Below are 23013 nucleotides of genomic sequence, written 5' to 3'. Positions count from 1 at the left end.
CAGGGCGCGATTCCATCCCCCGATTCAAGGAGTACGAGTACGATATTCCCCCGGGTGTCCCCATGTGGAACTCAGGCGCTGTCCCATAGAAAACTCGTCTTACCAGCGCCTCCGGGGTCGCGGATGCGGACCATGGCGTTTCCCTTTGACCGGTTCACCGAGCACCTCGATTCTTTTCGGTTCGAGGTAGTAGGCGGGATCTTTCCTGAGTCGGGGATGCACGTCGAACTCGCGGACAGTGCCGTACACGTTCAGCGGGGTGTGGCGTTTCATGGCGCGGAACTTACGGCCCAGATCGCTGTCCTGTTCTACGATCAGAGGAAGCTCCTCGTCCCCCACGGAGACGCGATAGTGATCGTCACCGTCGAACCCAGAGTCCTCCATGAACGCCGGAAACCTGCTGCTGATGTCCAGAAAGACGCCCCTGTAGGTGACGTCCTCTTTCTCGTGTGCTTCCGGATCGAGCTTCAGGTCCTTCAACTCGATCTTCCGGTACGTTTCCCCTTCTTTGTCCTCGCCGGAGGCGAAAGCCGTCACCGACAGCCCGGTTATGAGCGCCACGGCAATCATTGTTTTCATGCGTTCCCCTCCTCGCTGGCGTAGGGGACAACCTGATCTTCCATCCCGCAGTGGATGAAGCTCTCGTTCATGTGTTCCCGTTCGTCCAGGCCGATTCTTCGGAAGACGTCGGCCCAGTTCCCGATCCGTCCGCGTCCGGTGATGATGGAGGGATCCTCAACCGCCTGATCCTCCCATTCGGGGTGCTCCTGTACGAACCGGGCGTAGGTGTGTTCGGCGTGGTCCTCGAACTCCGCGTTAAACAGAAAGGCGCGGCGGATATGGAAGGTCGCCACCGTGCGCGTGAAAGCGATGTAGAAGAGGATGATGAAAAAACGCACCGGCGCGCTCAGGTACCACGGATCGCGGATGTGGTCCCTGCGCATCTTGTAGTCGATGGTTTTCAGGTGCCAGAGTTCGTTGTCTTCCGCCTCCCGGCTCCAGTGCATGACCTCTTCGGAATCAGCGATTTTGCGGGAGTCGCCGTAAATCCACGCCATGCGCCAGTATTGCCGGAGTTCCCAGGCCTGATAGGGAATCCGGGCGAGGATCTCGATGAGCTTGGTCTTCGGCAGCGTGGTCTTCTTTCCCGCGACCAGGTCCATCACCGCGAAAAAGAACCGGGCGGCCGCGGAATAAGGGTAGCGGGGGCGTTCGAGCGAGGCCTGCTGTTCTCTTTTCAGGTCGATCGAATCAATATCCATGGATTCCTCCCGTTTCGGGTCACAGGTGCGTGAGCGGGGCTTTTCCGACGGAATAGACGTTGAATCCAATGTGGAACAACGCGGTGTGGTCGAGATAGTTCCGTCCGTCGAAGACAAAGGCCGGCTTTTCCATGCGGCCGTACACCTGCTCGAAATCGAGCGCGGCGTACTCCGGCCAGTCGGTGATCAGCGCGATCGCGTGCGCCCCCTCCGCGGCGCGCATCGGATCGGCTTCATAGGTGATGCGCTGATCGCAGCCGGCGAGGTCGCGCCTTGCGTTGTCGAGCGCCTTCGGGTCGGTGATCACCACCTCCGCCTGCTCCTCGATCAGGTCGCGGGCGATCGACAGGGCCGGCGTCTCGCGCGTATCGCCCGTATTGGCCTTGAAGGCGAACCCGAACAGGGCAATGCGCTTCCCGGCGATCGTGTTGAACATGCTGCGCAGCATCCGCTCTACAAAGCGTTCCTGCTGAAACTCGTTCATCTCGACCACCTGGCGCCAGTACGCAGCGCACTCATGCAAGCCGTAGGACTCGCAGAGATAGACGAGATTCAGGATATCCTTTTTGAAGCACGAGCCGCCGAAGCCCACGCCCGCGTTGAGGAAGCGCGCTCCAATCCTGGAGTCTGCTCCGATGGCGCGGGCCACCTCGCCGACGTCGGCCTCCGTGGCTTCGCAGAGAGCGGAAATGCTGTTGATCGAGCTTACGCGCTGGGCGAGAAAGGCGTTGGCGGTCAGTTTCGAAAGTTCACTCGACCAGACATTGGTCGTCAGAATCTTTTCGCGCGGCACCCAGTGCGCGTAAATGTCCGCAAGCACGTCCACCGCGGCGCGGCCTTCGGGCGTTTCGCGCCCGCCGATCAGGACCCGGTCGGGCGATTCCAGATCGGCGATGGCCGTTCCTTCGGCCAGGAACTCGGGGTTGGAGAGCACGTCGAACCGCACCCCGGTCTGCCCGCTCAATAGGATCCGCTCCATGGCCGCCGCGGTGCGGACCGGCAGCGTGCTCTTTTCCACGACGATCTTGTCGCTGCGCGCATGTTTCAGGATCTGGCGGGCCGTCTTTTCCCAGTACTGCAGGTCGGCGGCCCGTCCCGCTCCGCGACCGAACGTTTTGGTGGGGGTGTTGACGCTGACGAAGATAATGTCGTTTTCTTCGATGCCTTTTTCGATCTCCGTCGAAAAGAAGAGGTTGTGGCCCCGGGCCTCCCGAACTACCTCGTCGAGACCGGGTTCGTAAATCGGCAGCTGGTCCGATTGCCAGGCCGCGATGCGTGATTCGTTGATGTCCACGACCGTCACCCGGATGTCCGGGCATTTCTTCGCGATCATCGCCATGGTCGGACCGCCCACGTAGCCGGCGCCGATGCACAGTATATTGCGGTTCACAAAGCCCCTCCGGTTGCTCCACACACACCCCGGAGTTTCCCCGTTTTCGCCGCGGGGGTCAATATTTACGGTTGCTCGCCAGCAGTTCTCATTATGGCCGCATTCCGACCGCGGACGGCGTGGCAGCCGTCCCTCCCGAGTCGATATCCGACGCATTTTCGGGCACTGGGAGGGTCGGGTGCCACCCCGACCGAAAAGGGTGAAGCCATAATGAGAATCGCTGGTTGCTCGCAGCACAGCTCGCAGCAGTGAGATTCCGGCAGTTCCAAATCGTCATCGCCGCCCGCGTTCGTTAGAGTGCCGGAATGATGACGACGGGCGAAATGAAGCATGCCTGGGTGGAGATCGATCTTGAGCGCGTACGGCGTAACGTGCGCGCCGTGAAGGATTCGCTGGGCCCCGAAACCGGTCCGATGTTTGTCGTAAAAGCCGATGCCTACGGGCACGGCATGATCCCCTGTGCGCGGGCCGCGGCCGAAGCGGGGGTACGCTGGTTTGCGGTCGCGTATCCGGAGGAGGCCTTCCCGCTGCGCCGGGCGCTCCCGGAGGCGGAGATCCTGGTGCTGGGTGTGGCGATGGAGGACGAGGTGGAGCCGCTCGCCCGCGAACGGATCACGCCGATCATCGCCAACCGCGAACACGCCCGCCTGCTGGCCTCCGTCGCGGCGGCGAAAGGCGTGCAGCTGAACGCGCACCTGAAGGTCGATACCGGCATGAGCCGACTCGGCGTCCTGTGGTCGGAACTCGATCCGCTGCTCGAGGAACTGGCGGAATCGGACGCACTCAGGCTGACGGGGATCTGCAGTCATTTTGCCGCGGTGGAACCCCGGGATCTCTCCGAAGCCGAGCGCCAGGCGGGGCGGTACCGGGAAGCGGTGGAGCGGGTCGAACGGATGACGGGTACGCGCGTCTTCCGTCACCTGTCGAGCAGCCGCGCCGCGAAATACTGTCGTCAGTGGGATTACGACGCCGTCCGGCCGGGGATCGCGCTCTACGGGTACGGGGCGCGCGACACGGAGGGTCGGTTTCAGACGGAGCCGATCCTGCAGTGGAAATGCCGGGTCCTGCAGGTCAAGCGCCTCCCGGCGGGATCAAAGGTGGGCTATTACGGGACCTGGACGCTGCCCCGGGACACGTGGCTCGCCACGCTCTCGGCGGGGTATGCCGACGGCTACCACCGCGCGCTGAGTAACCGCGGCGATGTGCTGATCCGCGGCCGCCGGCGGCGTATTGTCGGCCGCATAAGCATGAACTGGATTCTGGTCGACGCAGGACCCGAACGCGATGTGGACGTCGGCGACGAAGCGGTTTTGATCGGGGAGCAGGGGGGCGCAGCGGTGTGGGCGGACGAGCTGGCGCGGCTCTGCCGCACGATTCCCTACGAGATCCTGACCGGCATTCACCCCGCCCTGCGCAGAGTTTACCGGTAGAACCAGCGGCTGGCCGTCGCCACAATGGCGCAGATGCCCGATATGGCGAGACAGACAAACAGGACCAGCCACTGGAGTCGTTCCGTATCGTAATTCTGGCCGTGTTCGGAGAGACCGTAAAAAATGATCACCCCGAGCGCGAAGAACATGAACGCAACCCACCACAGCCAGGACTTCGGATAGAAGGATCGATGTCTGTACGGTCCGAGATCAGCCATGGTTCGCAACCTGTCTTTCGCCGTTTGCCCGTAAATACGGGGGGTTATGAACTGTCCTTTTAGATAATCACCCCCCCGGATGCAAGAGCTTTTCCGGAAGGTGTTTTGAGAAGATGCTTCCCGTCCGGAAAGAGTCATCCCGCACGGAGCGGCGGACTTAAATAAAGCGGGCGAATTTCTCGGCTACCCGATAGACACGTCCGGCCAGTCGGCGGCGCAGCTTTCGAAAAGTCTTATGCGTTCGCCCCTTCCTGTCGCGGCCCGCATGTCTCCGGACCCGCGTGGATTCGAGGACCATCCAGAACCTGGCGAGGGCATCCGCCGTGCGATGGAAAGCATGGGTTGGCGCGGAACGCACCGCCGCAAGCGACCTGCACAGGGCCACAGGAAATCGCGGCCCACCGGGAGAGGTCGGGATGATGTCCGACATTAATTCGTCGGTTTTGCGGCGGATCGTATCCCGGATTTGCTCGCGACGGCTCCGGCCCGAAAGGTAGATCCGGTCCAGCCGCTCCATCGAGTTGTCCCGCAGCCGGCGGTCCGCTTCACGCTCGCGGCGTTGTGCATCGTAATGCAGGGGTTCGTCGATAAAGGTCCGCCCTTCGTTGAGACCTTCCTTGATCGCAGCCTCCGCCCCGGTCGAGCTCCGGTTCGCACACGCCATGATGAGTCCGTAGGCGCTCAGCGAAAGAATGAGAAGCGTACCGCCTCCGATGAGCAGGACGAGCAGGGACTGTTCGCCGAGAGTCCACGCCGCTTCACCTCCCGCGGGATCCCGCGGGTCGCGCGCCGCCCCGGAACGTACGAGGCTCTTTTCATCGGAGAGGTCATAGTCGGCGCGGGTGAAGAGCACGCGGACGTAGCTGTCGTCGGTGGACGGCTCGAGGTCGTCCGGGAGGTCCCGCGTCCCGGGCGAGGCTTCTTCCGGTTCCGTCCCGCCCAGAAAAAGCGAGCCGGGCTCATCGCGGACGGTATCCGGCGCAATTTCGCCGGGGCCGGACAGCGGTTCCGCGGTATCCCAGGGGTCGCCGACGACCGACCGCAGGGTCAGGGTCAGCACCGATGCGATGACGAGACTCGCCATCCGGTATGGATCCCCTGTGCGCCCCGCCGGAAATTGCATGCTTCCACCCCTCTGAGTTCGTCCAGGGGGGAACCGAACCGCAGGGGTATTTGTGGGGTGTTAGGAAAATCTTTGTTAATCGCAATAAATTCGTGTTGCTCACTTAACGCCCGCTTCTTATCCAGTCGACGAGCAGTCGCGCGCCGAACAGCGTGGCGCCGGGGGGATGCGGGGCTCCGGTCTTTTCTTCCCAGGCCGTGCCGGCGATGTCCACATGCGCCCACGGCACGCCTTCCGGAACAAAGTGTTTGAGGAACGCGGCGGCGGTAATGGCCCCCGCCTTGCCGTCGCCGATGTTGCGGAGGTCTGCGAAGGGCGATTCGAGTGCCTTCCCGTATTCAGGCCACAGGGGCAGCGACCACACCCGGTCGCCCGAGTTTTCGCCGGCGCGGATCAGGTTCTCGCGCAGACCGGCGTCGTTGTCGAGCAGCGCCGCGGCATGGCTGCCGAGGGCGACGATAGAGGCGCCGGTGAGGGTGGCGAGATCGACGATGGCCGCGGGCTTGAAGCGCGCCGACCAGGAGAGGGCGTCGGCGAGCGCCAGGCGCCCTTCGGCGTCGGTGTTGATGACTTCGACGGTCTTGCCGGAGTGCATGCTGATGATATCGCCGGGCCGCGTGGCCCGTCCGTCCGGCATGTTTTCCACCGCGGCCATGAGGCCGATGACGGGGCGGGGGCAGCCGGTGGCGGCGAGCAGTCGGATGGCGCCCAGCACGGCCATGCCGCCGCACTTGTCGTAGCGCATCCACTCCATGTTCTTGCCGGGTTTGAGCGAGAGGCCGCCGCTGTCGAACGTCACGGTCTTTCCGACGAGCACGACCGGTTTCCCCTTGCGCGGGCCGGTACGCAGGACGATGAGGCGCGGGCCGTCTCCGCTTCCGCTCCCTACGGCGGTCATGCCGCCGAACCCTTCGCGGCGGAGCCGCTGCGGTCCGAGCACTTCGCACCGGAATTCCTCTTTCTCGGCGAGCCTGCGGATGCGGGAGACCAGCTTGCCGGGCGTGGCGCGATTGCCGGGCAGGTTGGCGATCCCGAGGGTCGAGTTCATGAGTTCTCCCTCGCGCGCGGCCGTGCGGGCCCGGGCGCGAAGGCGACGTACGTCCTTCCGGGCCGCCCCGGCGAAAACCGCTTCACGGAGCGAACGTTCGGGACGCTGACTTTTGAGCGAGGAGGCCGGGGACGCGGCGCCGCAGGTGAGCCCCCGGGCGCAACGGAAGAGCGCCGACGCGGGATCATCGTCCTCGCCATGCGGCAGAGCGCAGCTCAGCACCAGCGTTTCGACGCCGTTCTGTGCGGCGCAGCGCGCGGCCGCCGCGGCTGCGGTTTCGAGTGCGGCGGGGGACGCGCCCTGATCTCCAAGTCCGGCGAGCAGGATCGATTCAGGCCCTCCCGGTACGGACGGGGCGGGGAACTGCCGCGCTTCCCCGGCGCACCCTGAAAACCCCGATTTTTCGATCCGATCCTCTACCGCCCTGCGTAGCGGTTCCGGTTCGTTCCCCTCCAGGTACGGAGTCGTACCGCGGGCGAAGATCAGCCATACGCCGCCGTATGACTCGCGCGGCCTGGAAGAACAGGAAATCTTCATGATGGTTCCCATAATGAGCGTATCCGTCCGTGTGTCCTTGTCATTCCATGTCCGGGCGCGGCTCCGCCGGGGGGCGGCTGTCCGCGCGGTAGCCGTGTTTCGCGATGCGGTATTCCAGGTTCATCCGGCGGAGTGCGTCGGAGTTGTACTGGATCACCACCGAGTTCTGTTCGATGTTCGGAGTGACCTCATAGACGCCGGGCATCCATCCCCCGTCGTCCTCCCGAAAGGCCTCCCGCATGGCCTCGGCATCCTGCGCGGTCTCCAGTCCCGGAACGTCGAATTCCGCCGTGCGGACCTCTTGCCGGAAACATCCGCCGCAGAGCGCCAGCATCAGCGCGATACACGGAAGGGTGCAGATAATCGATCGGTTATTCATGGCCGTCTACTCCTCTGATGATGTGGTATGCGATTCAATATCGTGTTCGATCCCAACCGAGATTCTTACGGCGTCTGACTCAGGTCTCAAGTCTCCGGTTTCAGTCCCGTGGGGCTCACGGCTCCAGCTCCATGATGCCGGTTTCGAAGATCTTCTTCATGTAATAGCGGGAGAGGTGTTCGGCCCCGGTGTCTTCCATTCTCCTGATCCATTCCGCGGCGCCCGGAAACAGTTCGCCGAAATAGAGCAGGAACTCACGGTAGAGCGGCTTCGCCGCCTCGTAGCGAGAGTCGCGGTGGCGGCTCATGGCGAGGCCCAGCAGAAAGGCCGGGTGGTCGGGGTCCTGTTCACGCAGCCTTTCGTAACCCGTTTGCGCCGTCTCATGTGCTCCCGAAAGCAGAGCCATGTTGGCGGAGATCAGACGCGCCTCGAGTCGCTCCGTCGAGCCGGGGGCGAGGTCGGGGTGAGACAGCAGCTCCCGGCAGGAGGTCAGGGCGCTGCGGAAGCGGCCCTGGCGGTAGGCCGAACGGGCCTCTCCGATGATGGTGTCGGGCGAAAGCGGTTCGCGGGCCGCGCGGTTGAAATGGTGAACGGCCGCGATGCCGGTGATCAGTACGGCGATAATGGCTGCGTCGTATACGTCGATCCGGTTCCGCCGCAGGAAGCGGCGCAAGCCGCGCAGCGGCCGGCCCCCGCCGCGGACGGCCGTCTCCTCCGCGGCGGCATCCAGCACGAACGCCGCCTGGGACGGACCTAGAAAAGGAATCAGGTGTCCCGGTGCCGATTTCCAGTGTCGACGGAACGCCGCTCCGTACCAGCCGCGCAGGAGGCGTCGGCTGTGGGTGTGATAGACCGTCTGCAGCCGCCCGCCGGGATCGAGACGCGCCATGTCGGCGGTGAGCAGCGTGTACAGGGCGGGGGTCGCCTGTTCCTCTCCCGTGCGCGCGAACAGACTTTCCCCTCCGACGGTCCGCGCGGGAAAAAACGGCGTCTCGGGAATGCGCGCGGTCAGAATCGCGCGGCGCGCGTCTTCCAGATGACGGTTCAGCGCCGGGGCGATGGTATGGAAGCCCTCGCGCCGGATCGCCTCGTCTTTCGTGAAGACGCGGCTGTACACGTGATCGGTGTCGTCCCAGAAATCCGTCTCGATCATCTGTTCGAGTTTTTTCCCCGCGTCGGTGATCATGGCCGGCGCCGGTGCGCCGGCGCGCTCCTCGTGCAGACGCAGGACAGCCTCGATTTCCCCCAGCAGCAGGGCGGCGAGTTCGGCGGAGGACGACTCCTGCTCGAAGCGCGCCGGGTGAATCATCTCTCCGGCCGCCTGCCACCGGGGCCGCTGTGTGCCGGGGGGGAGGAAGTGACGGATCTGCCACTGGACGTAGCGATTGAGGCGGGGGAGGTCGCGCTGCAGCCGCCCCGGATCGCGCGTCGCCCGCCAGACGCGTTCGTACGCGCGTGCTACCAGGGGGTAGGGGGCGGTGACTTCCTCGCGCACCCCGTCCGGCCGGGCTCTCGCCGGGAGATAACCGTCCGATCGTTGCAGCGAGAGCGCCGTGTGCATCAGCGACACGGCTACGTCGGTGTCCAGGTGCAGCCAGGCGCGCGTCAGCGGATAGAGTTCGTTCAGCGAGAAGGTGGGTTCGGTGTATTCGGGAGACACGGACCACGTGCCGGGGAGGGACTCGCAGGGCGGACGAAGGCGGGCCAGGGCCGACTCCGAAGCGATGGAGGTCCACGCCGCCTCTTCCTCGTCCTGGTCGAGCAGGGCGGACAGCGCGCCGCGGACGGGCGCCATCTCCGGCCGCGCGCCGAACCGGGCGAGTAGCGCATCCGTGTCCGCCTGCGGATCGCGCGCAAGGACCCATTCCGTGCCGCGCCCCCCATCCTGGCACCCGGTCGCCCAGGTCTCGGGGGGGAGGGGATCCAGGTCGATGCCGGACGGGGCGGAGATCCGCACCACGCCGGGTGCGGCGTGACGGATGAACACCGGGCGGCGCGCCGATTCGCGGGAGCGGGTCAGGATGATCGTGTCCGCCAGATAGCGGACATAGCGGTAGCGCCGCGCGGACGGTCCGAGCCCGAACGACGCGGCCTCTCCCGTTTCCGGCAGCATGAAGCGCCGCTCCCCGGTCGCCGTCAGCAGCGGGGTTTCGTCCCCCGCCCGGGATTCGTTGCGGGAGTCCGCGGGAGCCTGGAGAGGCCAGCCGCCTCGCCAGGGCAACGCGGGGATCGCGGTCCAGCCCTCGAAAAGTTCGTGTGTCGCTTCAGTCATTGATCGCGGATTTCCTGCCGGTGAGTGCACCACTCACCTTAATGGAGATGAGCCGTTGTCCTAAGCGATTTTTTCTCTAGAATGAGGCCGGCGGGCCGGTATGCTCGCAAACGGCCACGGAGTGACGGACGAAGGAGAGACGATGAGTGACGGCGGCAATCCCCGGGAGTGGATCGCAGAATATATACCGGATCTTGAGCAGCGTATGAACGCCTTCGCGGTCGAAGCCATGGAGATGGACGAAGAGCTGAAGGAGGCCTTCTGCAGCGAACTGGCCCTCCAGTCCGGCGAGCTGGAGGCGGGACTGCGGGACAACGATCACGAGCGCATCCGTCGCGCCGCGCATTCGATCAAGGGGATGGGAGGCACGATAGGCCTTCCCGAGATCTCCGTGCTGGCCGAAGAAATCGGGAGCTGCGTAAAAGAGGGACGCGAGGAGCGGTGCGCCGAGCTGGCCCGCGCGTTCATCCAGTGGAGCCGCAACTACACGGGACAGGGGTCCTGAGCGGGAGAGGTCGATGACCGGACACGTATCCGAACGTTCGCTGGCAGGACGGGTCCTGGTCGTCGACGACGAGCGCCCAAACCGCCTCTACCTGCGGAAGCTTCTGAGCGCACGGGGATGTGAGGTGATCGAGGCCGAAAACGGGCCGGTCGCCCTGGAACGCGCTCACGGCATGCGCCCGGATCTTATTCTGGTCGATGTGGTCATGCCCGGCATGGACGGGTTCGAGCTGTGCGGCAAGCTGAAGAGCGACCCGCGCTGCGCGGAAGTGCCGGTGGTGATGGTCACCGCCAAGACGAAGATCGATGATCTCGCCCGCGCCTTTGAGATGGGCGCGCTGGACTACATCAGGAAACCGTTCAATCCGCGCGAACTCGTCCTGCGCGTAGGGAACGCGCTGGAACTGAAACGCAGCAACGAGTCGCTCCAGCGCTGGAAGACGCGCGTATCCAACGAACTCAGACTGGCGGGTACGATTCAGCGGACGTTTTTTTCCGACAAACCTTTTTTCAGTTCGTCGTTCGAGATCCGTATCGCCTACCAGCCGTGCATGGACGTCGGCGGCGACGCCTTCGACATCGTGGAGCTGCCCTCGGGCCGCCTCTGCGTGTATGTGGGCGACGTCTCCGGGCACGGGGTGGCCCCGGCCATGATCTCGACCTATCTTAAGGCGTCGTTCGGCGAGCTGGTGCGCAACATGCCGGACGCCGGTCCGGCCGACCTGTGCAACGAACTCCACGCCCGGTTTCGGCAGAGTGTGGACGCCTCGTCCTACTACGCCACGTTTTTCGTCGCCATACACGATCCCGAAACGAACGTGTGGCGCTGCATGAACTGCGGTCATCCCTCCCCGCTGCTGGTACGCGACGGGAAGTCGGGAGCCGCCGATCTCTTTGAAGAGGGCGGCGGCGTGCCCATCGGATTCCCGATGCTGGGAGACGCGCCGTACCGCCGGGAGGATGAGGTTGCGGTGCAGGCGGAGGAAGGCACGTATTTCGTGCTCTACACCGACGGCATTCTGGAGGCGCGTCACGAGGCCAGCGGCGAACTCTGCGGCCGGGACAGTCTCCGCGCGCTGGCGGGGGAGGTGCTCGCGCGCGAGAACGAGTTCAACAAGGCGCGGGGGCTGCTCCGGGAGGTGCAGCAGCGCGGCTATTCGCTGGAAGGCGACGACTGTACCTCCGTCTGCATCTACATGAAGCGCAAGCGCGAGGTGGCCCTGGAGCGGTTCTCGCCCCCGGAACTCGAAGAGGTGTCCAGACTCGCCGCGGAGACGGAGGGCCTGCTGAAGGACCGGGGCTGGTCCGAAGACGCGGCGGCCTCCGCGCGGCTGCTGCTGATGGAGCACGGCGCAAATATCGTCTATCACAGCGAACTTGCGGAGGACGAGACGTTCTGGGTGCAGATCAATCTCGGCGACGAAGTGTGCAGGATTGTCGCGATCGACCGGGGCCGGGAGTGGAACATCGACCGCCGCAGCCGGCGCGGCGACGAAGAGGACATGCTTGCCGAAGGGGGGAGAGGACTGGCGATTATCGACGCCGTGGCCGATTACGTGGAACGCTATCGGATCAATCACTCCAATGTGTCCTTTTTCGTCATACGAAGAGAGCAGCGGGAGACGGAATAGTTATGCCAACGGACAGCGTATATCGCGCCCGGCGGGATCTTTTTGATCAGCTGAATGTGCCGATGAACAAGGCGGACATCAAACGGCTTCGCCGCCGCCAGCGCATCCGGCTGAAGGTGTGGGAGGCGACCCTCAACAGTCTGCTGGTGTTCAAGCGACTGCTGGACGTGGCGTTCAGCCTCGTCGCCCTGGTCCTGCTCCTGCCGGTGTTTGCGGCGGTCGCCGCGGCGATCGTCCTCGAGGACGGTCGGCCGGTGCTCTACGTCCAGAACCGGGTCGGTCTGGACGGGCGCGTGTTCCGCTTCTACAAGTTCCGCTCGATGTACCGTAACGCGGACGAGATCAAGAAACAGCTGGCGGCGGATAACGAATCCGGGGACGGGGTCATCTTCAAAATGAAAAAAGATCCGCGCGTAACCCGGATAGGCCGCATCCTCCGCAAATTCAGCATCGACGAAATGCCGCAGTTCATCAACGTGCTGATGGGCGACCTGTCCGTCGTCGGCCCGCGCCCCCCGCTGCCGGACGAAGTGGCCCAGTATTCTCTGGAAGAGCGCAAGCGTCTGCATGTAAAACCGGGATTGACGTGTCTGTGGCAGATCAAAGGGCGGTCGGAAATCCCGTTCCATGAACAGGTGAGGCTCGACCTGGAATATATCCGCAGCCGGAGCCTGTGGAACGATGTGCTGATCATCCTGAAAACCGTCCCGGCCGTGCTGCTGGGGAAAGGGGCGTACTGAATCGTGAAGAGGGACGTCGGAAGAACGGCCTCTCGCGGGCCTCGTGGCAGTCGGGGGAAGCGTGTCAACGGCCCCTGCGGGGCCTCGTGGCAGTCGGGGGAAGCGTGGCAACGGCCCCTGCGGGGCCTCGTGGCAGTCGGGGGGGGCGTTCCCCCGAGCGAAGCGTTGCCTCGAGGCGCGAAGCGCCGTTGTCCCGAGCTGGAGAAGGCGTGGCAACGGCCCTCGCGGGCCTCGTGGCAGTCGGGGGGGCGTTCCCCCGAGCGAAGCGTTGCCTCGAGGCGCGAAGCGCCGTTTCCACGAGCGGGGGGGATCGTGGCAATCGGGGGATATGTCGTTTCCCCGAGCGAAGCGTTGCCTCGAGGCGCGAAGCGCCGTTGTCCCGAGCGGGGAAGCGTGTCAACGGCCCCTGCGGGGCCTCGTGGCAGTCGGGGGAGATCGTGGCAATCGGGGGATATGTCGTTTCCCCGAGCGAAGCGTTTTCCCGAGGCCGAAGGCCGTTTCCACGAGCGGAGGGAAGCGTGTCAACGGCCCTTGCGGGCCTCGTGGCAATCGGGGGGGATCGTGGCAGTCGGGGGATATGTCGTTTCCCCGAGCGCAGCGTTGCCTCGAGGCGCGAAGCGCCGTTTCCTCGAGCGGGGGAAAGCGTGTCAACGGCCCCTGCGGGGCCTCGTGGCAATCGGGGGGGGCGTTCCCCCGAGCGAAGCGTTGCCTCGAGGCGCGAAGCGCCGTTGTCCCGAGCTGGAGAAGGCGTGGCAACGGCCCTCGCGGGCCTCGTGGCAGTCGGGGGAGATCGTGGCAATCGGGGGATATGTCGTTTCCCCGAGCGAAGCGTTTTCCCGAGGCCGAAGGCCGTTTCCACGAGCGGAGGGAAGCGTGTCAACGGCCCCTGCGGGGCCTCGTGGCAGTCGGGGGATATGTCGTTTCCCCGAGCGCAGCGTTGCCTCGAGGCGCGAAGCGCCGTTTCCTCGAGCGGGGGAAAGCGTGTCAACGGCCCCTGCGGGGCCTCGTGGCAATCGGGGGGGATCGTGGCAGTCGGGGGATATGTCGTTTCCCCGAGCGAAGCGTTTTCCCGAGGCGCGAAGCGCCGTTTCCTCGAGCGGGGGAAAGCGTGTCAACGGCCCCTGCGGGGCCTCGTGGCAATCGGGGGGGATCGTGGCAGTCGGGGGATATGTCGTTTCCCCGAGCGAAGCGTTGCCTCGAGGCGCGAAGCGCCGTTGTCCCGAGCGCAGCGTTGCCTCGAGGCGCGAAGCGCCGTTGTCCCGAAAGCACGCGGACGTCGAATGAAGTCGTAGAAATCGGAGTGGTTGAATAAAGTCGACCCCAAACAGGGAGAAGAAAATGGAACTGAACTGCACGCGGAAAGACAATGTGGGTATCGTGGCGCTGCACGGAGCGCTGACGGCCGCCACGGTGGATGCCTTCCGGGAACAGCTACGTTCGTGGCAGGAGGCGGAGAGTGACGTCCTGAATTACGTGGTCGACATGGGGGATGTCGATTTCATGGACAGCGCGGGGCTGGGAGCCCTCATTGCGACGCTCAAGCGGATCACGGAACGCGGCGGCGATCTGAAAATCGCGGGGCTTCAGAAGAAGCCGCGCATGGTCTTTGAGATCACCCGTGCGTACAAGGTGTTCGAGATCTACGATTCGGTCGACGAGGCCGTCCGCTCCTACAGCGATTAGATGCATGCCGTGATCGACACGGGCGCACGGGCGCCCTGGGCCGGGTCGCTCGGAACGACGCCGCAGGCGCTGCTGCCGGTCGGCGGACGCGCATGGATCGAACACGCGATCGGACAGTGTGTCGATCTCGGGATCCGTGATTGCCGCATCCTGCTCGGCGAGGGCGCGGAAGAGATCGAGCATTTCGCGGGCGAGGGGGAACGCTGGGGCATCCGTGCGCAATTCAGCTTTCTCAATCCGGGACAGACGATCCGGGACTACCTCGCCGGACATCCGGAGTTGTGGGAGGGGGGCGTGCTTGCGCTCTCCGGCCCCGTGTTTCTCCGCCGCGGCGCCTCCTACGACGAATGCAGAGAAGCAGGTCCGCCCGCGGAACCCGCGCTCTATGCACAGGGTGAGGCGCTGGCGCTGGCGGCCTCCGATCCCGCCCACGTGCAGGCCTGGCTCGATGGAGTGCTTGAACCGGGCGGGTGGGAGCACCTCGATATTCAACCGCAGGAGATCCGCTCCACTCAGGAGTACTGCCGGCTCAACATGGACTTCGCCGCCGGGGAGGCCAAGCGCTACGTCCGCCCGGGCTACGCCTTTCAGAAAGGGAACCACATCGGGCTCAATGTCATCATCCCCTCGTCGACCGAATTCCGCCCTCCGGTCATTATCGGTAATGACTGCCGCTTCGGACCTCTCTGCACCATCGGTCCGCACGCGGTCATCGGCGACCGCGTCATTGTCGAGCGTCATTGCGAACTCTCCGACTGCGTGGTGCTGGGGCACAGCTACATCGGCACCAATCTCGAGGTCCGCAACAAGATCATCGCCGGCCGGAGGCTGATCGATCCCGAGAGCGGCGATTTTATCGATCTTACCGATCCCTGGCTGCTCGCCGAAACGGGCGGGAGCGGAGCCGCCCGGGATTCGGTGCGGTTCGTCCTCGAGTACCCGGTCGCACTGGTTCTCTGGATCGTGCAGCTGATCCCCTTTCTCGCCGGCACCCTCGCGCTCCGGATCTCCGGGGCGGCGCGGTTCGAGAAGCGGGAGGTCTACGGAATCCACCTGCGCCGTACGCACCGGGTGCCGCTGCTGAACGTGGCGCGCCGCAATCGGCTGGTGCGCTTGTTTGAGGGACTGAACCTCGACCGGTGGCCGCTGCTCGGGCGCGTACTCACCGGTCGTTTCCGGCTCTGCGGCCAGCCGCTGCTGGATGCCGACACCGCGAAATCCGGTCTCGAGGACCTGAACATCTATTTCCCCGGGGTCTTCTCCTACGCCACCGGACACGCCGAGAGCGATACGTTGTGCGACTGCCTCTACTACGCCTATCACCGGTCGATCCGCGAAGATCTTCGTATCCTGCGCGAGGCGATCTTCAGGAAATTCCTCCGCCTTATCGTTTCCAGTGAACCTCCGCATTGATAGACTGTCGAATCCCACTTGAAGCGGAGGTTTTTTATGTCCACGGACACTGCGGCCGGTAGAGCGCCGCGCAGCTTTCATGTGCTCGTCAAGCCTATCGGACCGGTGTGCAACATGGCCTGCCGGTACTGCTACTATCTCGAAAAACGCGCCCTCTACGGCGAGGCGCACGATTACCGCATGGCCGACGACGTGCTGGAGTCGTTCGTGCGCCAGTACATCGCGGCCCAGGAGGTCGACGAGGTCGAGTTCGGCTGGCAGGGCGGGGAGCCCACGCTGCTGGGCATCGACTTCTTTCGCCGAGTGGTCGAGCTGCAGCGGAAGTATGCCGACGGTAAGCGGGTCCATAATTCCCTGCAGACCAACGGCACGCTGCTGAACGACGAGTGGGCCGCTTTTCTGAAAGAAAATGATTTTCTGGTCGGGCTGTCCGTCGACGGCCCCTCCGATCTGCACGACTACTACCGTGTGGACCGCGCCGGGAACCCCGCCTTCGACAAGGTGATGGCCGGGCTGGAAGCGCTGAGAAAAAGGGACGTGGAGTTCAATACGCTGACCTGCGTGAACCGTCTGACGTCGGAACATCCGCTGAAGGTCTACCGCTTTCTGAAGCAGATCGGCGCCCGCCACATGCAGTTTATCCCGCTGGTGGAGCGTAAGGCGGATGCGCAGGCCCGCGAGATCGGGCTCGAACTCGATGTCCCGCCGCCCGTGGGGGAGTGGGAGGACGGGGAATCGCCGGTGACCTCCTGGAGCGTACGGCCTCAGGCCTACGGTAAGTTTCTGACGGCGATTTTCGACGAGTGGGTCCGGCACGATGTCGGTCGTTTCTTCGTCAATGTCTTCGATTCCTCGCTGGCCAACTGGGCGGGGTTTCCGGGCGGGGTCTGCGTCTTCCGGAAGACGTGCGGAAAGGCGCTGGTGCTGGAGCACAACGGCGATCTCTACTCCTGTGATCACTACGTCTATCCGGAGTACCTGCTCGGCAACATCACCGAACGGTCGATGGTGGAGATGGTCGAATCGCCGCGTCAGAAGGCCTTCGGCGACGCCAAGTACGAGGCGCTGCCCGAACAGTGCCTGCGCTGTCCGTGGCGCTTCGCATGCAACGGCGAGTGTCCCAAGCAGCGCTTTCTCCACGCCGCCGACGGCGAGGCGGGGCTGTGCTATCTCTGCGAGGGCCTCCAGGCGTTTTTCGCCCACATCGATCCGTACATGCAGGAGATGACGCGGTTGATCCAAACCAATCGTCCGGCCTCCGAGATCATGGACGTCATCGCGCAGCGAGAGCGCGGTGCATCGGCGTGGCGGGACGTGGGCCGCAACGACGCCTGCCCCTGCGGCAGCGGCAGGAAATTCAAGAAATGCTGCGGCCGTAGCGCCTCGCAGCCGTGAATCAGAGTAAGAGGGAGCGGAATTCTAATCCGGCCGCTACGGTTCCAGTAGTTCCACAAAAAAACCACGAAGAACCACGTTTTTGCGCGACTACCACGCCCTGACGCGGGGGAGTATTTCGCCGGCGGCCCTCCGGCCCGCTTCGATCGCCCGGTCGGCCTTGACGAAATCGAGGAGCTGGATGCCGGGCATTTCGGGGCGGATGAGCAGGTCCGGGGGGTGGTCGCGGAAACGGGCGTCGCAGATCCGGGCCTCCATGATCTGGATGGACAGGCCGAGCACTTCGAACAGATTGGGGCCTTCACCCTGTTCGAGCCAGGATGGCGCCGCGGATGATCTGTGGGAGAAGAGGTCGTCGATCGCGGTGCGGAACTTCTCAAAAGTGTTTCCCGGCGGTGCAGCCGGGGACTGGGTCCACGCAGGTGTATCGTCGCCCGTGCGTTCGTTCCAGCGCGGGGCGGAGTTGATTTCGACGGCAATCACCCGGTCGGCGCCCATGGCGTGGGCCACATCGACCGGCACAGGGTTGACCAGGCCGCCGTCGACCAGCAGGCGGTCGCCGCACGCCACCGGAGAGAACATGCCGGGAAGCGAGATGCTCGCCCGTATCGCCTCGATGAGCGGCCCCTCGCGAAAGACATGCGGCGAGCCGGTCCGCAGGTCCGTGCTCACCGCCGCAAACGGGATAGCCATCTCACCGATGTCCCGGCAGGGCACCCGCTCGCGGAGCCAGCGCTCGATGTGGTGCCCGTCGATCAGGCCCTGACGGGGAATGCGGGGTTCGACGAAGTAGTAGAGGAAATCGCGCCAGTTCATCTTCAGCGCCAGTTCCCGCAGGGCTTCCAGTCCGCCCCCGGCGTAGACCCCGCCCACCAGGGCGCCCATACTGGTGCCGGCCACGCAGTGGATGTCCACGCCTGCGTCCAGGAGCGTGTCGATCACCCCGATGTGCGCCCAGCCGCGTGCCGCCCCGCTGCCGAGGGCCAGCCCGATGCGTGGGCGGGTTGCGTCATCTCCGGACTTGAGGAAAGACGGCCACTTCATGGCGTCGCACGTTGAGGTTCGACCTCGAAATCCCAGACGAGCGGAAGATGGTCGGAGAGTTCCACCTGCGGCACGTCGAATCGGACGGAATGTATTTCAGGGCTGTGGAGAATAAAATCAAGGTGGCGGCGCGGCTTCCAGCTCGGGAACGTCGGCACCCGGTTCTCGTTGGCGCTGGTCAGCCGGGTCGCGCCGAGGAAGAGATCAATCTCGTTTTCGCCCCACAACGCATTGAAATCACCGGCCACGATGACGGGTTTTTCGGTCCGCTCGACCAGGTTGTACAGCTCGGCGAGCTGCTGGTGGCGCGTCCGGAACTGCAGGGCGAGGTGGACCAGGAAGATGACGACGTTCTCGAGTTCGAGTTCGATGATCAGCTTCTTCATGCCCCGCTTGAAGTAGTGAAATACCGGTTCGATCGAGTCACGCGTGAGGAAGGCATTGCCCTGCTTATTCATGACCGGGATGAAGCGCGTCCAGCCCTCCGCATGGTACTTCGAGCGATAGATATGGTAATGGCCCAGCCGGGCCGCCATCTGCTCCGCCTGGTTCCGGTGTCCCGTGCGGAACGAACCTTCGTCCACCTCCACCAGACCCGCCACATCCGGTTCGCAGGAGGCGACAAAATCGGAGATGGCTTCGATATTGCGCGTGGAGTCACCCAGGTAACCGCCGCACGGCAGGAAGAACCGGTTCGGACCCGTGCCGTATCGTATGTTGTAGAGAAGCAGTCGCATGGTGTCGTGAAAGACTCTGCGATCAGTCAAACAGGTTCTCGCGGGGTTGGCAAGGAGGGGCTGGGGAAAGAGTGGGATGTGGTTTGCGGGATGCGGAAAGGGAGCTCTCTTACTCTGATTCCGACTCTGACTCTAACTCTGATTCTGATTCTGATTCTGATTTCTTACTCAGGTCTCAGCTTTCAGGTTTCACACTCAATCCTCTCATCCTCTCCGCATCCCCTCGTTTGACTTCCCGATACGCCGGGTTAAGAATACGTGTCTGGCAAGGAGGTCTGTGTGTACGTGCTCGCGGGGTGGGACTGGATGCCCACGGTTCATCGCCTGGGCGGCTGGCTCGGCGTGGGCTGGGCGCTTCATGTGACTGCCTTTGTGCTCGTGTGCCTGCATCTGCTGCGCGATCGCCGGGAGGCGGCCGCAGCCGTGCTGTGGATCTTCATCGCCTGGTCGTTTCCGGTCCTCGGCCCGCTGCTCTACCTGTCGTTCGGGATCGACCGCATCCCCGCCAAGGGGTTTGCGAAACATCAGCATAATCAGCAGTTTCTCGCCGAACGGCGCGCTCGCGAAGCCCGGGCTCTCGCGCACTGGCAGGCGGTTCACGAGGATGCGTCCGGGGTGCCGGAGGACGGCTTTGTACGTGAATTGAACCTGGCCACGGAGGCCCTCGCCCCGGACCACCCGCTGATGCAGGGCAACGAGGTCCGGCCGCTGGTGAGCGGCGACGAGGCGTTTCCCCGGATGCTGGAGTCGATCAGATCGGCCCGCGATCATATCCACCTGCAGAGCTTTATTATCGGGAATGACGCCACAGGGCGGGAGTTTCTCGATGCCCTCGCAGAGAAGGCGGACGAGGGGGTCGAGGTGCGGGTGCTCTTTGACCGGTTCGGCTCATCCCGCGCCGTGTTCGGGGGGCTGTTCCGCCGCTATCGCCGTCACCCCCACCTGCACGTTGCCGGTTGGACCCAGGCGAACCCGCTCAAACGCCAGTTCCAGGTCAATCTACGCAACCACCGTAAGGTCCTGATCGTCGACGGCCGGACCGCCTTCACGGGCGGTGTGAATCTCTCCGACGCCAACCGCACGATCGACGGCCGTTCCCCGATTCGCGATTACCATTTCAGGTGTTGCGGCCCGATCGTGCAGGAAATCCAGTTTACTTTCCTGCGTGACTGGTACTTCATGACCGGAGAATCCCCCGATGGCCTCCTGACGGAGCGCTACTTTCCACTGCTCGAACCCTGCGGCCGCTCGGCGGTCCGGATGATCAACGGCGGTCCTTCCTCCCGGCAGGAGGTTATGGCGGACGCCTTCTTTCTCTCCATCGTCTCCGCGCGCCGACAGGTCCTTGCGGTGACCCCGTACTTTGTTCCTAATCGCGATATCCTTCGCGGACTCCGTTCCGCGGCGCTGCGCGGCATCGACGTGCGCCTGATCGTGCCGGAGAAGAACAATCACTATTACGCCGGAATGGCCGGGCGCGCCCTGTATGAGGATCTGCTCGATTCAGGGGTGCGCATCTTTGAACGCCCCCCGCCGTTTATCCACGCCAAGGCCCTGCTGGTCGATGGGCGCTGCGCGCTGATCGGTACGGCCAACATGGATATCCGCAGCTTTCGTCTCAATTACGAGTCGAACTTTGTGGTCTATGACGAGCACTTCGTCGATGTCATGAAACGCATCATCCTGGAAGACGAGTCGCTCAGCCGAGAGATCGATCTCGCCTCCTGGCAGCGCCGACCCGCGTATCAACGTATTCAGGAAAACCTCTTTTCGCTGATGACGCCGATTCTGTGAGGGCAGCAGCGGTGGCCCCGACAGCGGAGCCGGGCGATTCACGGGTTGTTTGAAGTGTGCATGATGCTTATCCTCGACTTATGTATTTCGTAAGGTATCGTTACGATTCGCGAAATCGGGGGAGATACAGGAAGGGGAGGAACGTCATGTTCGGGGGCTATGGCTGGAAGAAAATGCTGGTTTCGTTCGTCTCACCGGCATGCACAGTGGAAGGTTGCGGGAGAGTCGCGAGCGCTCGTTATTCAGGTGCAGGCAAACAAAAGAGGATATGATGCGAGGGATTCGAGTCATCGGATTGATGGTTGCGGTGCTGGGTTGGGGGACGGGCGTGATGAGCGCGGCGGAGCGACCGGTTCCGGTCTTTGAAGAACTCCCGTTCGGAACGGTACGGCCGGGGGGATGGATTCAGGCTCAACTGGAGCGCGATGCCGCGACGGGTGTGCTCCCGGATTTCGACAAGTTCTGCACCGCCGTGCAGCGCCGCGTCTTCGCCTCGAAGGCCGGCGCGCCGAAGGGACAGAACTCAACGGAATACTGGTTCTACGACGGGGCGCACGAAGGGTACTGGATGGATTCGCTGGCCCGGGCTTCGATTCTCTCACAGGACGAGGCGCTGCTGGAGAAGGCGGAGGATTTCGTGAACTACCTCCTCGAAAGCCAGGAGGAGAACGGGTATCTCGGCGTCTATCCCCCCGAACTCCGGCTCAGCCATGTGGGCGATGACGAGGAGTTCTGTACGGCCGGCTGGACGTATATGGGCTTACTGGCCTGGTACGAGGGCACCGGCGATGCGCGGGTGCTCGAGGCCGTGGAGCGGGCGATGGGGTGGTACATGGATCACTACAACCGCGGGAAACAATCGTATTTTTCTCGACCGGAGGTCCCCTTCGTTTCCGGACCGGTCTCCCACGGACTGGTGCTGACCGAAGTGGCCCATACGCTCTATCGCATCACCGGCAACGAGGCGTATCGGGACTATATGCTGTGGATCTATGAGGATTTCGAACAGGGGAACGCGGGGGGCGATGACATCAAGCTGAAGCGCCTGCTGGATCCGACCCGCGCGGCCACCCAGCACGGGGTTCACTGGACCGAGCAGCTCCGTATTCCGGTCTGGGCCTGGTACGCCACCGGGGACCCGAAATACCGGGAGGCCGCGGAGGCGGCCTGGGATAAGACGCGCGAAGCGCTCCTCCCCTCCTTCTGCGTGATGAGTGACGAAGGCGTAGGGCGCGAACGCCGGCTGCCGACGCCGGAGACGGCCTACGAGTACTGTGACACGATGGAGCTGACGGCCTCCGCGCTCTACACGGCCGAAAAGACCGGCGAGTCCCGGTTCGCGGATCTCGCGGAACGCTGTTTCTTCAACGCAGCCCAGGCGGGGCGCCTTCCGGATGGGACGGCCAACAGCTACTTCACCATCGACAACCGCTACGCGATGCCCCCCGAACCGGCCACGCGGTTTCGCCACAACGCGGGTCATTACTGGTATCGTCCCGTGCAGGGGCCTCCGTGCTGCTCCTTTCTCATGTTCCGTATCGCCCCGTACTACACGAAGATGATGTGGATGAAGACAGCCGATGGCGGGGGATTGGCGGCCGTCGCCTACGGACCGAGCCGGGTGTCCACGAAGGTGAACGGCACGGGGGTGACGATTCGCGAGGAAACCGACTATCCGTTCAGCGACACCATCCGCTTTACGGTCGAGGTCGAGCGTCCCGTGTCGTTTGAGCTGTGGCTGCGCCGGCCCGGTTGGGCGCGGCGGGAAGGGGAGGCGCGGGAGGCCCTGACGCCGGAGGCCGCGCTGTTGCGCGACCGCACCCGGGCGCATAGGGCCTCGCAGGCCGATATGACCGTTACGGCCCCGGACGCCGCGATCCGGAAAGACGGTGATTACTGGGTGGTCTCGAAACAGTGGAAATCCGGCCATACCGTGACGGTCGAGTTCAGTCCCGTCGTGGAAAAGGCGCTCGCGGCGAACGGGGAATACGCCCTGCGCCGCGGTTCCCTCGTATATGCCCTGAGCATTCCCGCGGAAGAGACATGCCTCCAGGTGTGGAAGACCGGGGGCGCGGGCGAGGTGATTACCCCGGGCGAGGCCCTGGGTGGTCTGGAGGAAACGGTCATCGAGGCCGATCCCGACTCACGACTGCAAAGCAGGAAGTATACGCCGAAGGAAGGGGCGGAGTGGACCTACTGGATTCATGCCGTTCCCCACGGCAAGGGGGCCCGCCAAGATTTCGAACCCGTCGCACTGGAGGGGGACCCTCTGAATCCGTGGGAAGAGCCGACGTGCGGATTGCGGGGTCGGATGGTCAATGGCGCGGGAGAAGAGATCCCGCTGACCCTCGTGCCGATGGGGTCGACCATCCTGCGCCGCACGACGTTTCCGAAAGACAATCCATAGCGCTGC

The 23013-nt window shown here is 64.0% G+C and carries 19 protein-coding genes; 9 read left to right on the top strand and 10 right to left on the bottom strand.

The window, feature by feature from the left end; genetic code table 11:
• Positions 1 to 99: 99 nt before the first annotated feature.
• The 3 genes from L21SP4_RS06155 to L21SP4_RS06145 are packed head-to-tail and all read right to left on the bottom strand — an operon-like array spanning position 100 to position 2652.
• A complete protein-coding gene (locus L21SP4_RS06155) occupies positions 100 to 579 on the bottom strand; it encodes a hypothetical protein (RefSeq protein WP_052881836.1) in 480 nt (159 codons plus the stop codon).
• A complete protein-coding gene (locus tag L21SP4_RS06150; protein WP_052881835.1) occupies positions 576 to 1262 on the bottom strand; it encodes a ferritin family protein in 687 nt (228 codons plus the stop codon). The genes L21SP4_RS06155 and L21SP4_RS06150 overlap by 4 nt, the downstream gene beginning before the upstream one ends.
• Positions 1263 to 1281: 19 nt before the next feature.
• Positions 1282 to 2652, bottom strand: a complete 1371-nt coding sequence (locus tag L21SP4_RS06145; protein ID WP_052881834.1) for a UDP-glucose 6-dehydrogenase — start codon at positions 2650 to 2652, stop codon at positions 1282 to 1284.
• A gap of 305 nt (positions 2653 to 2957) precedes the next feature.
• Between L21SP4_RS06145 and alr the strand changes: the two genes are divergently transcribed.
• Positions 2958 to 4082, top strand: coding sequence for an alanine racemase (gene alr / locus L21SP4_RS06140; RefSeq protein ID WP_082116574.1), 1125 nt, complete (start codon positions 2958 to 2960; stop codon positions 4080 to 4082).
• Here alr and L21SP4_RS06135 read toward each other — a convergent pair.
• The 5 genes from L21SP4_RS06135 to L21SP4_RS06115 form a co-directional block, all read right to left on the bottom strand.
• Positions 4073 to 4300: a hypothetical protein gene (locus L21SP4_RS06135; RefSeq protein ID WP_052881832.1), complete on the bottom strand. Its 228-nt coding sequence runs from the start codon at positions 4298 to 4300 to the stop codon at positions 4073 to 4075. The two genes, alr and L21SP4_RS06135, sit on opposite strands and share 10 nt — an antisense overlap.
• Before the next feature lie 157 nt (positions 4301 to 4457).
• On the bottom strand, positions 4458 to 5384 hold the full coding sequence (locus L21SP4_RS06130) for a hypothetical protein (RefSeq protein WP_052881831.1): 927 nt from the start codon (positions 5382 to 5384) through the stop codon (positions 4458 to 4460).
• Between the two features lie 142 nt (positions 5385 to 5526).
• Positions 5527 to 7008 (bottom strand): leucyl aminopeptidase family protein, encoded by a 1482-nt coding sequence (locus tag L21SP4_RS06125; RefSeq protein WP_074041548.1) that lies wholly within the window; start codon positions 7006 to 7008, stop codon positions 5527 to 5529.
• A gap of 40 nt (positions 7009 to 7048) precedes the next feature.
• Positions 7049 to 7387: a hypothetical protein gene (locus L21SP4_RS06120; RefSeq protein ID WP_052881829.1), complete on the bottom strand. Its 339-nt coding sequence runs from the start codon at positions 7385 to 7387 to the stop codon at positions 7049 to 7051.
• 115 nt (positions 7388 to 7502) lie between these two features.
• Positions 7503 to 9659, bottom strand: coding sequence for a hypothetical protein (locus tag L21SP4_RS06115; RefSeq protein WP_052881828.1), 2157 nt, complete (start codon positions 9657 to 9659; stop codon positions 7503 to 7505).
• A 142-nt stretch (positions 9660 to 9801) separates the two neighbouring features.
• Between L21SP4_RS06115 and L21SP4_RS06110 the strand changes: the two genes are divergently transcribed.
• From L21SP4_RS06110 to L21SP4_RS06085, 6 genes are all read left to right on the top strand, one after another.
• Complete coding sequence (locus tag L21SP4_RS06110; RefSeq protein WP_160300719.1) at positions 9802 to 10164, top strand: Hpt domain-containing protein; 363 nt, start codon at positions 9802 to 9804, stop codon at positions 10162 to 10164.
• A 13-nt stretch (positions 10165 to 10177) separates the two neighbouring features.
• A complete protein-coding gene (locus L21SP4_RS06105; RefSeq protein ID WP_052881826.1) occupies positions 10178 to 11794 on the top strand; it encodes an ATP-binding SpoIIE family protein phosphatase in 1617 nt (538 codons plus the stop codon).
• A 2-nt stretch (positions 11795 to 11796) separates the two neighbouring features.
• On the top strand, positions 11797 to 12534 hold the full coding sequence (locus L21SP4_RS06100) for a sugar transferase (protein WP_052881825.1): 738 nt from the start codon (positions 11797 to 11799) through the stop codon (positions 12532 to 12534).
• A 1338-nt stretch (positions 12535 to 13872) separates the two neighbouring features.
• Positions 13873 to 14217 (top strand): STAS domain-containing protein, encoded by a 345-nt coding sequence (locus tag L21SP4_RS06095; RefSeq protein WP_052881824.1) that lies wholly within the window; start codon positions 13873 to 13875, stop codon positions 14215 to 14217.
• Positions 14218 to 15630 carry a nucleotidyltransferase family protein gene (locus tag L21SP4_RS06090; RefSeq protein ID WP_052881823.1) on the top strand — a complete coding sequence of 471 codons (1413 nt, stop codon included), beginning with the start codon at positions 14218 to 14220 and terminating at the stop codon, positions 15628 to 15630.
• Positions 15631 to 15666: 36 nt separating this feature from the next.
• Entirely contained in the window at positions 15667 to 17025 is a 1359-nt protein-coding gene (locus L21SP4_RS06085; protein ID WP_052881822.1) for an anaerobic sulfatase maturase, read from the top strand.
• A gap of 90 nt (positions 17026 to 17115) precedes the next feature.
• On the opposite strand, the gene L21SP4_RS06080 is transcribed toward L21SP4_RS06085, so the two are convergent.
• Entirely contained in the window at positions 17116 to 18069 is a 954-nt protein-coding gene (locus tag L21SP4_RS06080) for a patatin-like phospholipase family protein (RefSeq protein WP_052881821.1), read from the bottom strand.
• Positions 18066 to 18836 carry an endonuclease/exonuclease/phosphatase family protein gene (locus L21SP4_RS06075; RefSeq protein ID WP_201774696.1) on the bottom strand — a complete coding sequence of 257 codons (771 nt, stop codon included), beginning with the start codon at positions 18834 to 18836 and terminating at the stop codon, positions 18066 to 18068. Before L21SP4_RS06075 ends, L21SP4_RS06080 begins: the two co-directional genes overlap by 4 nt.
• Before the next feature lie 249 nt (positions 18837 to 19085).
• Here L21SP4_RS06075 and cls point away from each other — a divergent pair, with 249 nt between their 5' ends.
• Both cls and L21SP4_RS06065 read left to right on the top strand, forming a co-directional pair.
• Entirely contained in the window at positions 19086 to 20600 is a 1515-nt protein-coding gene (cls, locus tag L21SP4_RS06070) for a cardiolipin synthase (RefSeq protein ID WP_052881819.1), read from the top strand.
• Positions 20601 to 20868: 268 nt separating this feature from the next.
• Positions 20869 to 23007, top strand: a complete 2139-nt coding sequence (locus tag L21SP4_RS06065) for a beta-L-arabinofuranosidase domain-containing protein (protein ID WP_160300718.1) — start codon at positions 20869 to 20871, stop codon at positions 23005 to 23007.
• Positions 23008 to 23013: the final 6 nt, after the last annotated feature.

The sequence above is a fragment of the Kiritimatiella glycovorans genome (assembly GCF_001017655.1).
Classification (GTDB): Bacteria; Verrucomicrobiota; Kiritimatiellia; order Kiritimatiellales; family Kiritimatiellaceae; genus Kiritimatiella; species Kiritimatiella glycovorans.
The sequence above is the reverse complement of the archived record's forward strand: the minus strand, read 5'-3'. Positions and strand labels throughout refer to the sequence as shown.

Bases quoted from the DNA above. Each gene is read 5' to 3' on its own strand.
- L21SP4_RS06155 (WP_052881836.1), bottom strand. From the start codon at position 579: ATGAAAACAATGATTGCCGTGGCGCTCATAACCGGGCTGTCGGTGACG.
- L21SP4_RS06150 (WP_052881835.1), bottom strand. From the start codon at position 1,262: ATGGATATTGATTCGATCGACCTGAAAAGAGAACAGCAGGCCTCGCTC.
- alr (WP_082116574.1), top strand. From the start codon at position 2,958: ATGATGACGACGGGCGAAATGAAGCATGCCTGGGTGGAGATCGATCTT.
- L21SP4_RS06135 (WP_052881832.1), bottom strand. From the start codon at position 4,300: ATGGCTGATCTCGGACCGTACAGACATCGATCCTTCTATCCGAAGTCC.
- L21SP4_RS06130 (WP_052881831.1), bottom strand. From the start codon at position 5,384: ATGGCGAGTCTCGTCATCGCATCGGTGCTGACCCTGACCCTGCGGTCG.
- L21SP4_RS06125 (WP_074041548.1), bottom strand. From the start codon at position 7,008: ATGAAGATTTCCTGTTCTTCCAGGCCGCGCGAGTCATACGGCGGCGTA.
- L21SP4_RS06120 (WP_052881829.1), bottom strand. From the start codon at position 7,387: ATGAATAACCGATCGATTATCTGCACCCTTCCGTGTATCGCGCTGATG.
- L21SP4_RS06115 (WP_052881828.1), bottom strand. From the start codon at position 9,659: ATGACTGAAGCGACACACGAACTTTTCGAGGGCTGGACCGCGATCCCC.
- L21SP4_RS06110 (WP_160300719.1), top strand. From the start codon at position 9,802: ATGAGTGACGGCGGCAATCCCCGGGAGTGGATCGCAGAATATATACCG.
- L21SP4_RS06105 (WP_052881826.1), top strand. From the start codon at position 10,178: ATGACCGGACACGTATCCGAACGTTCGCTGGCAGGACGGGTCCTGGTC.
- L21SP4_RS06100 (WP_052881825.1), top strand. From the start codon at position 11,797: ATGCCAACGGACAGCGTATATCGCGCCCGGCGGGATCTTTTTGATCAG.
- L21SP4_RS06095 (WP_052881824.1), top strand. From the start codon at position 13,873: ATGGAACTGAACTGCACGCGGAAAGACAATGTGGGTATCGTGGCGCTG.
- L21SP4_RS06090 (WP_052881823.1), top strand. From the start codon at position 14,218: ATGCATGCCGTGATCGACACGGGCGCACGGGCGCCCTGGGCCGGGTCG.
- L21SP4_RS06085 (WP_052881822.1), top strand. From the start codon at position 15,667: ATGTCCACGGACACTGCGGCCGGTAGAGCGCCGCGCAGCTTTCATGTG.
- L21SP4_RS06080 (WP_052881821.1), bottom strand. From the start codon at position 18,069: ATGAAGTGGCCGTCTTTCCTCAAGTCCGGAGATGACGCAACCCGCCCA.
- L21SP4_RS06065 (WP_160300718.1), top strand. From the start codon at position 20,869: ATGATGCGAGGGATTCGAGTCATCGGATTGATGGTTGCGGTGCTGGGT.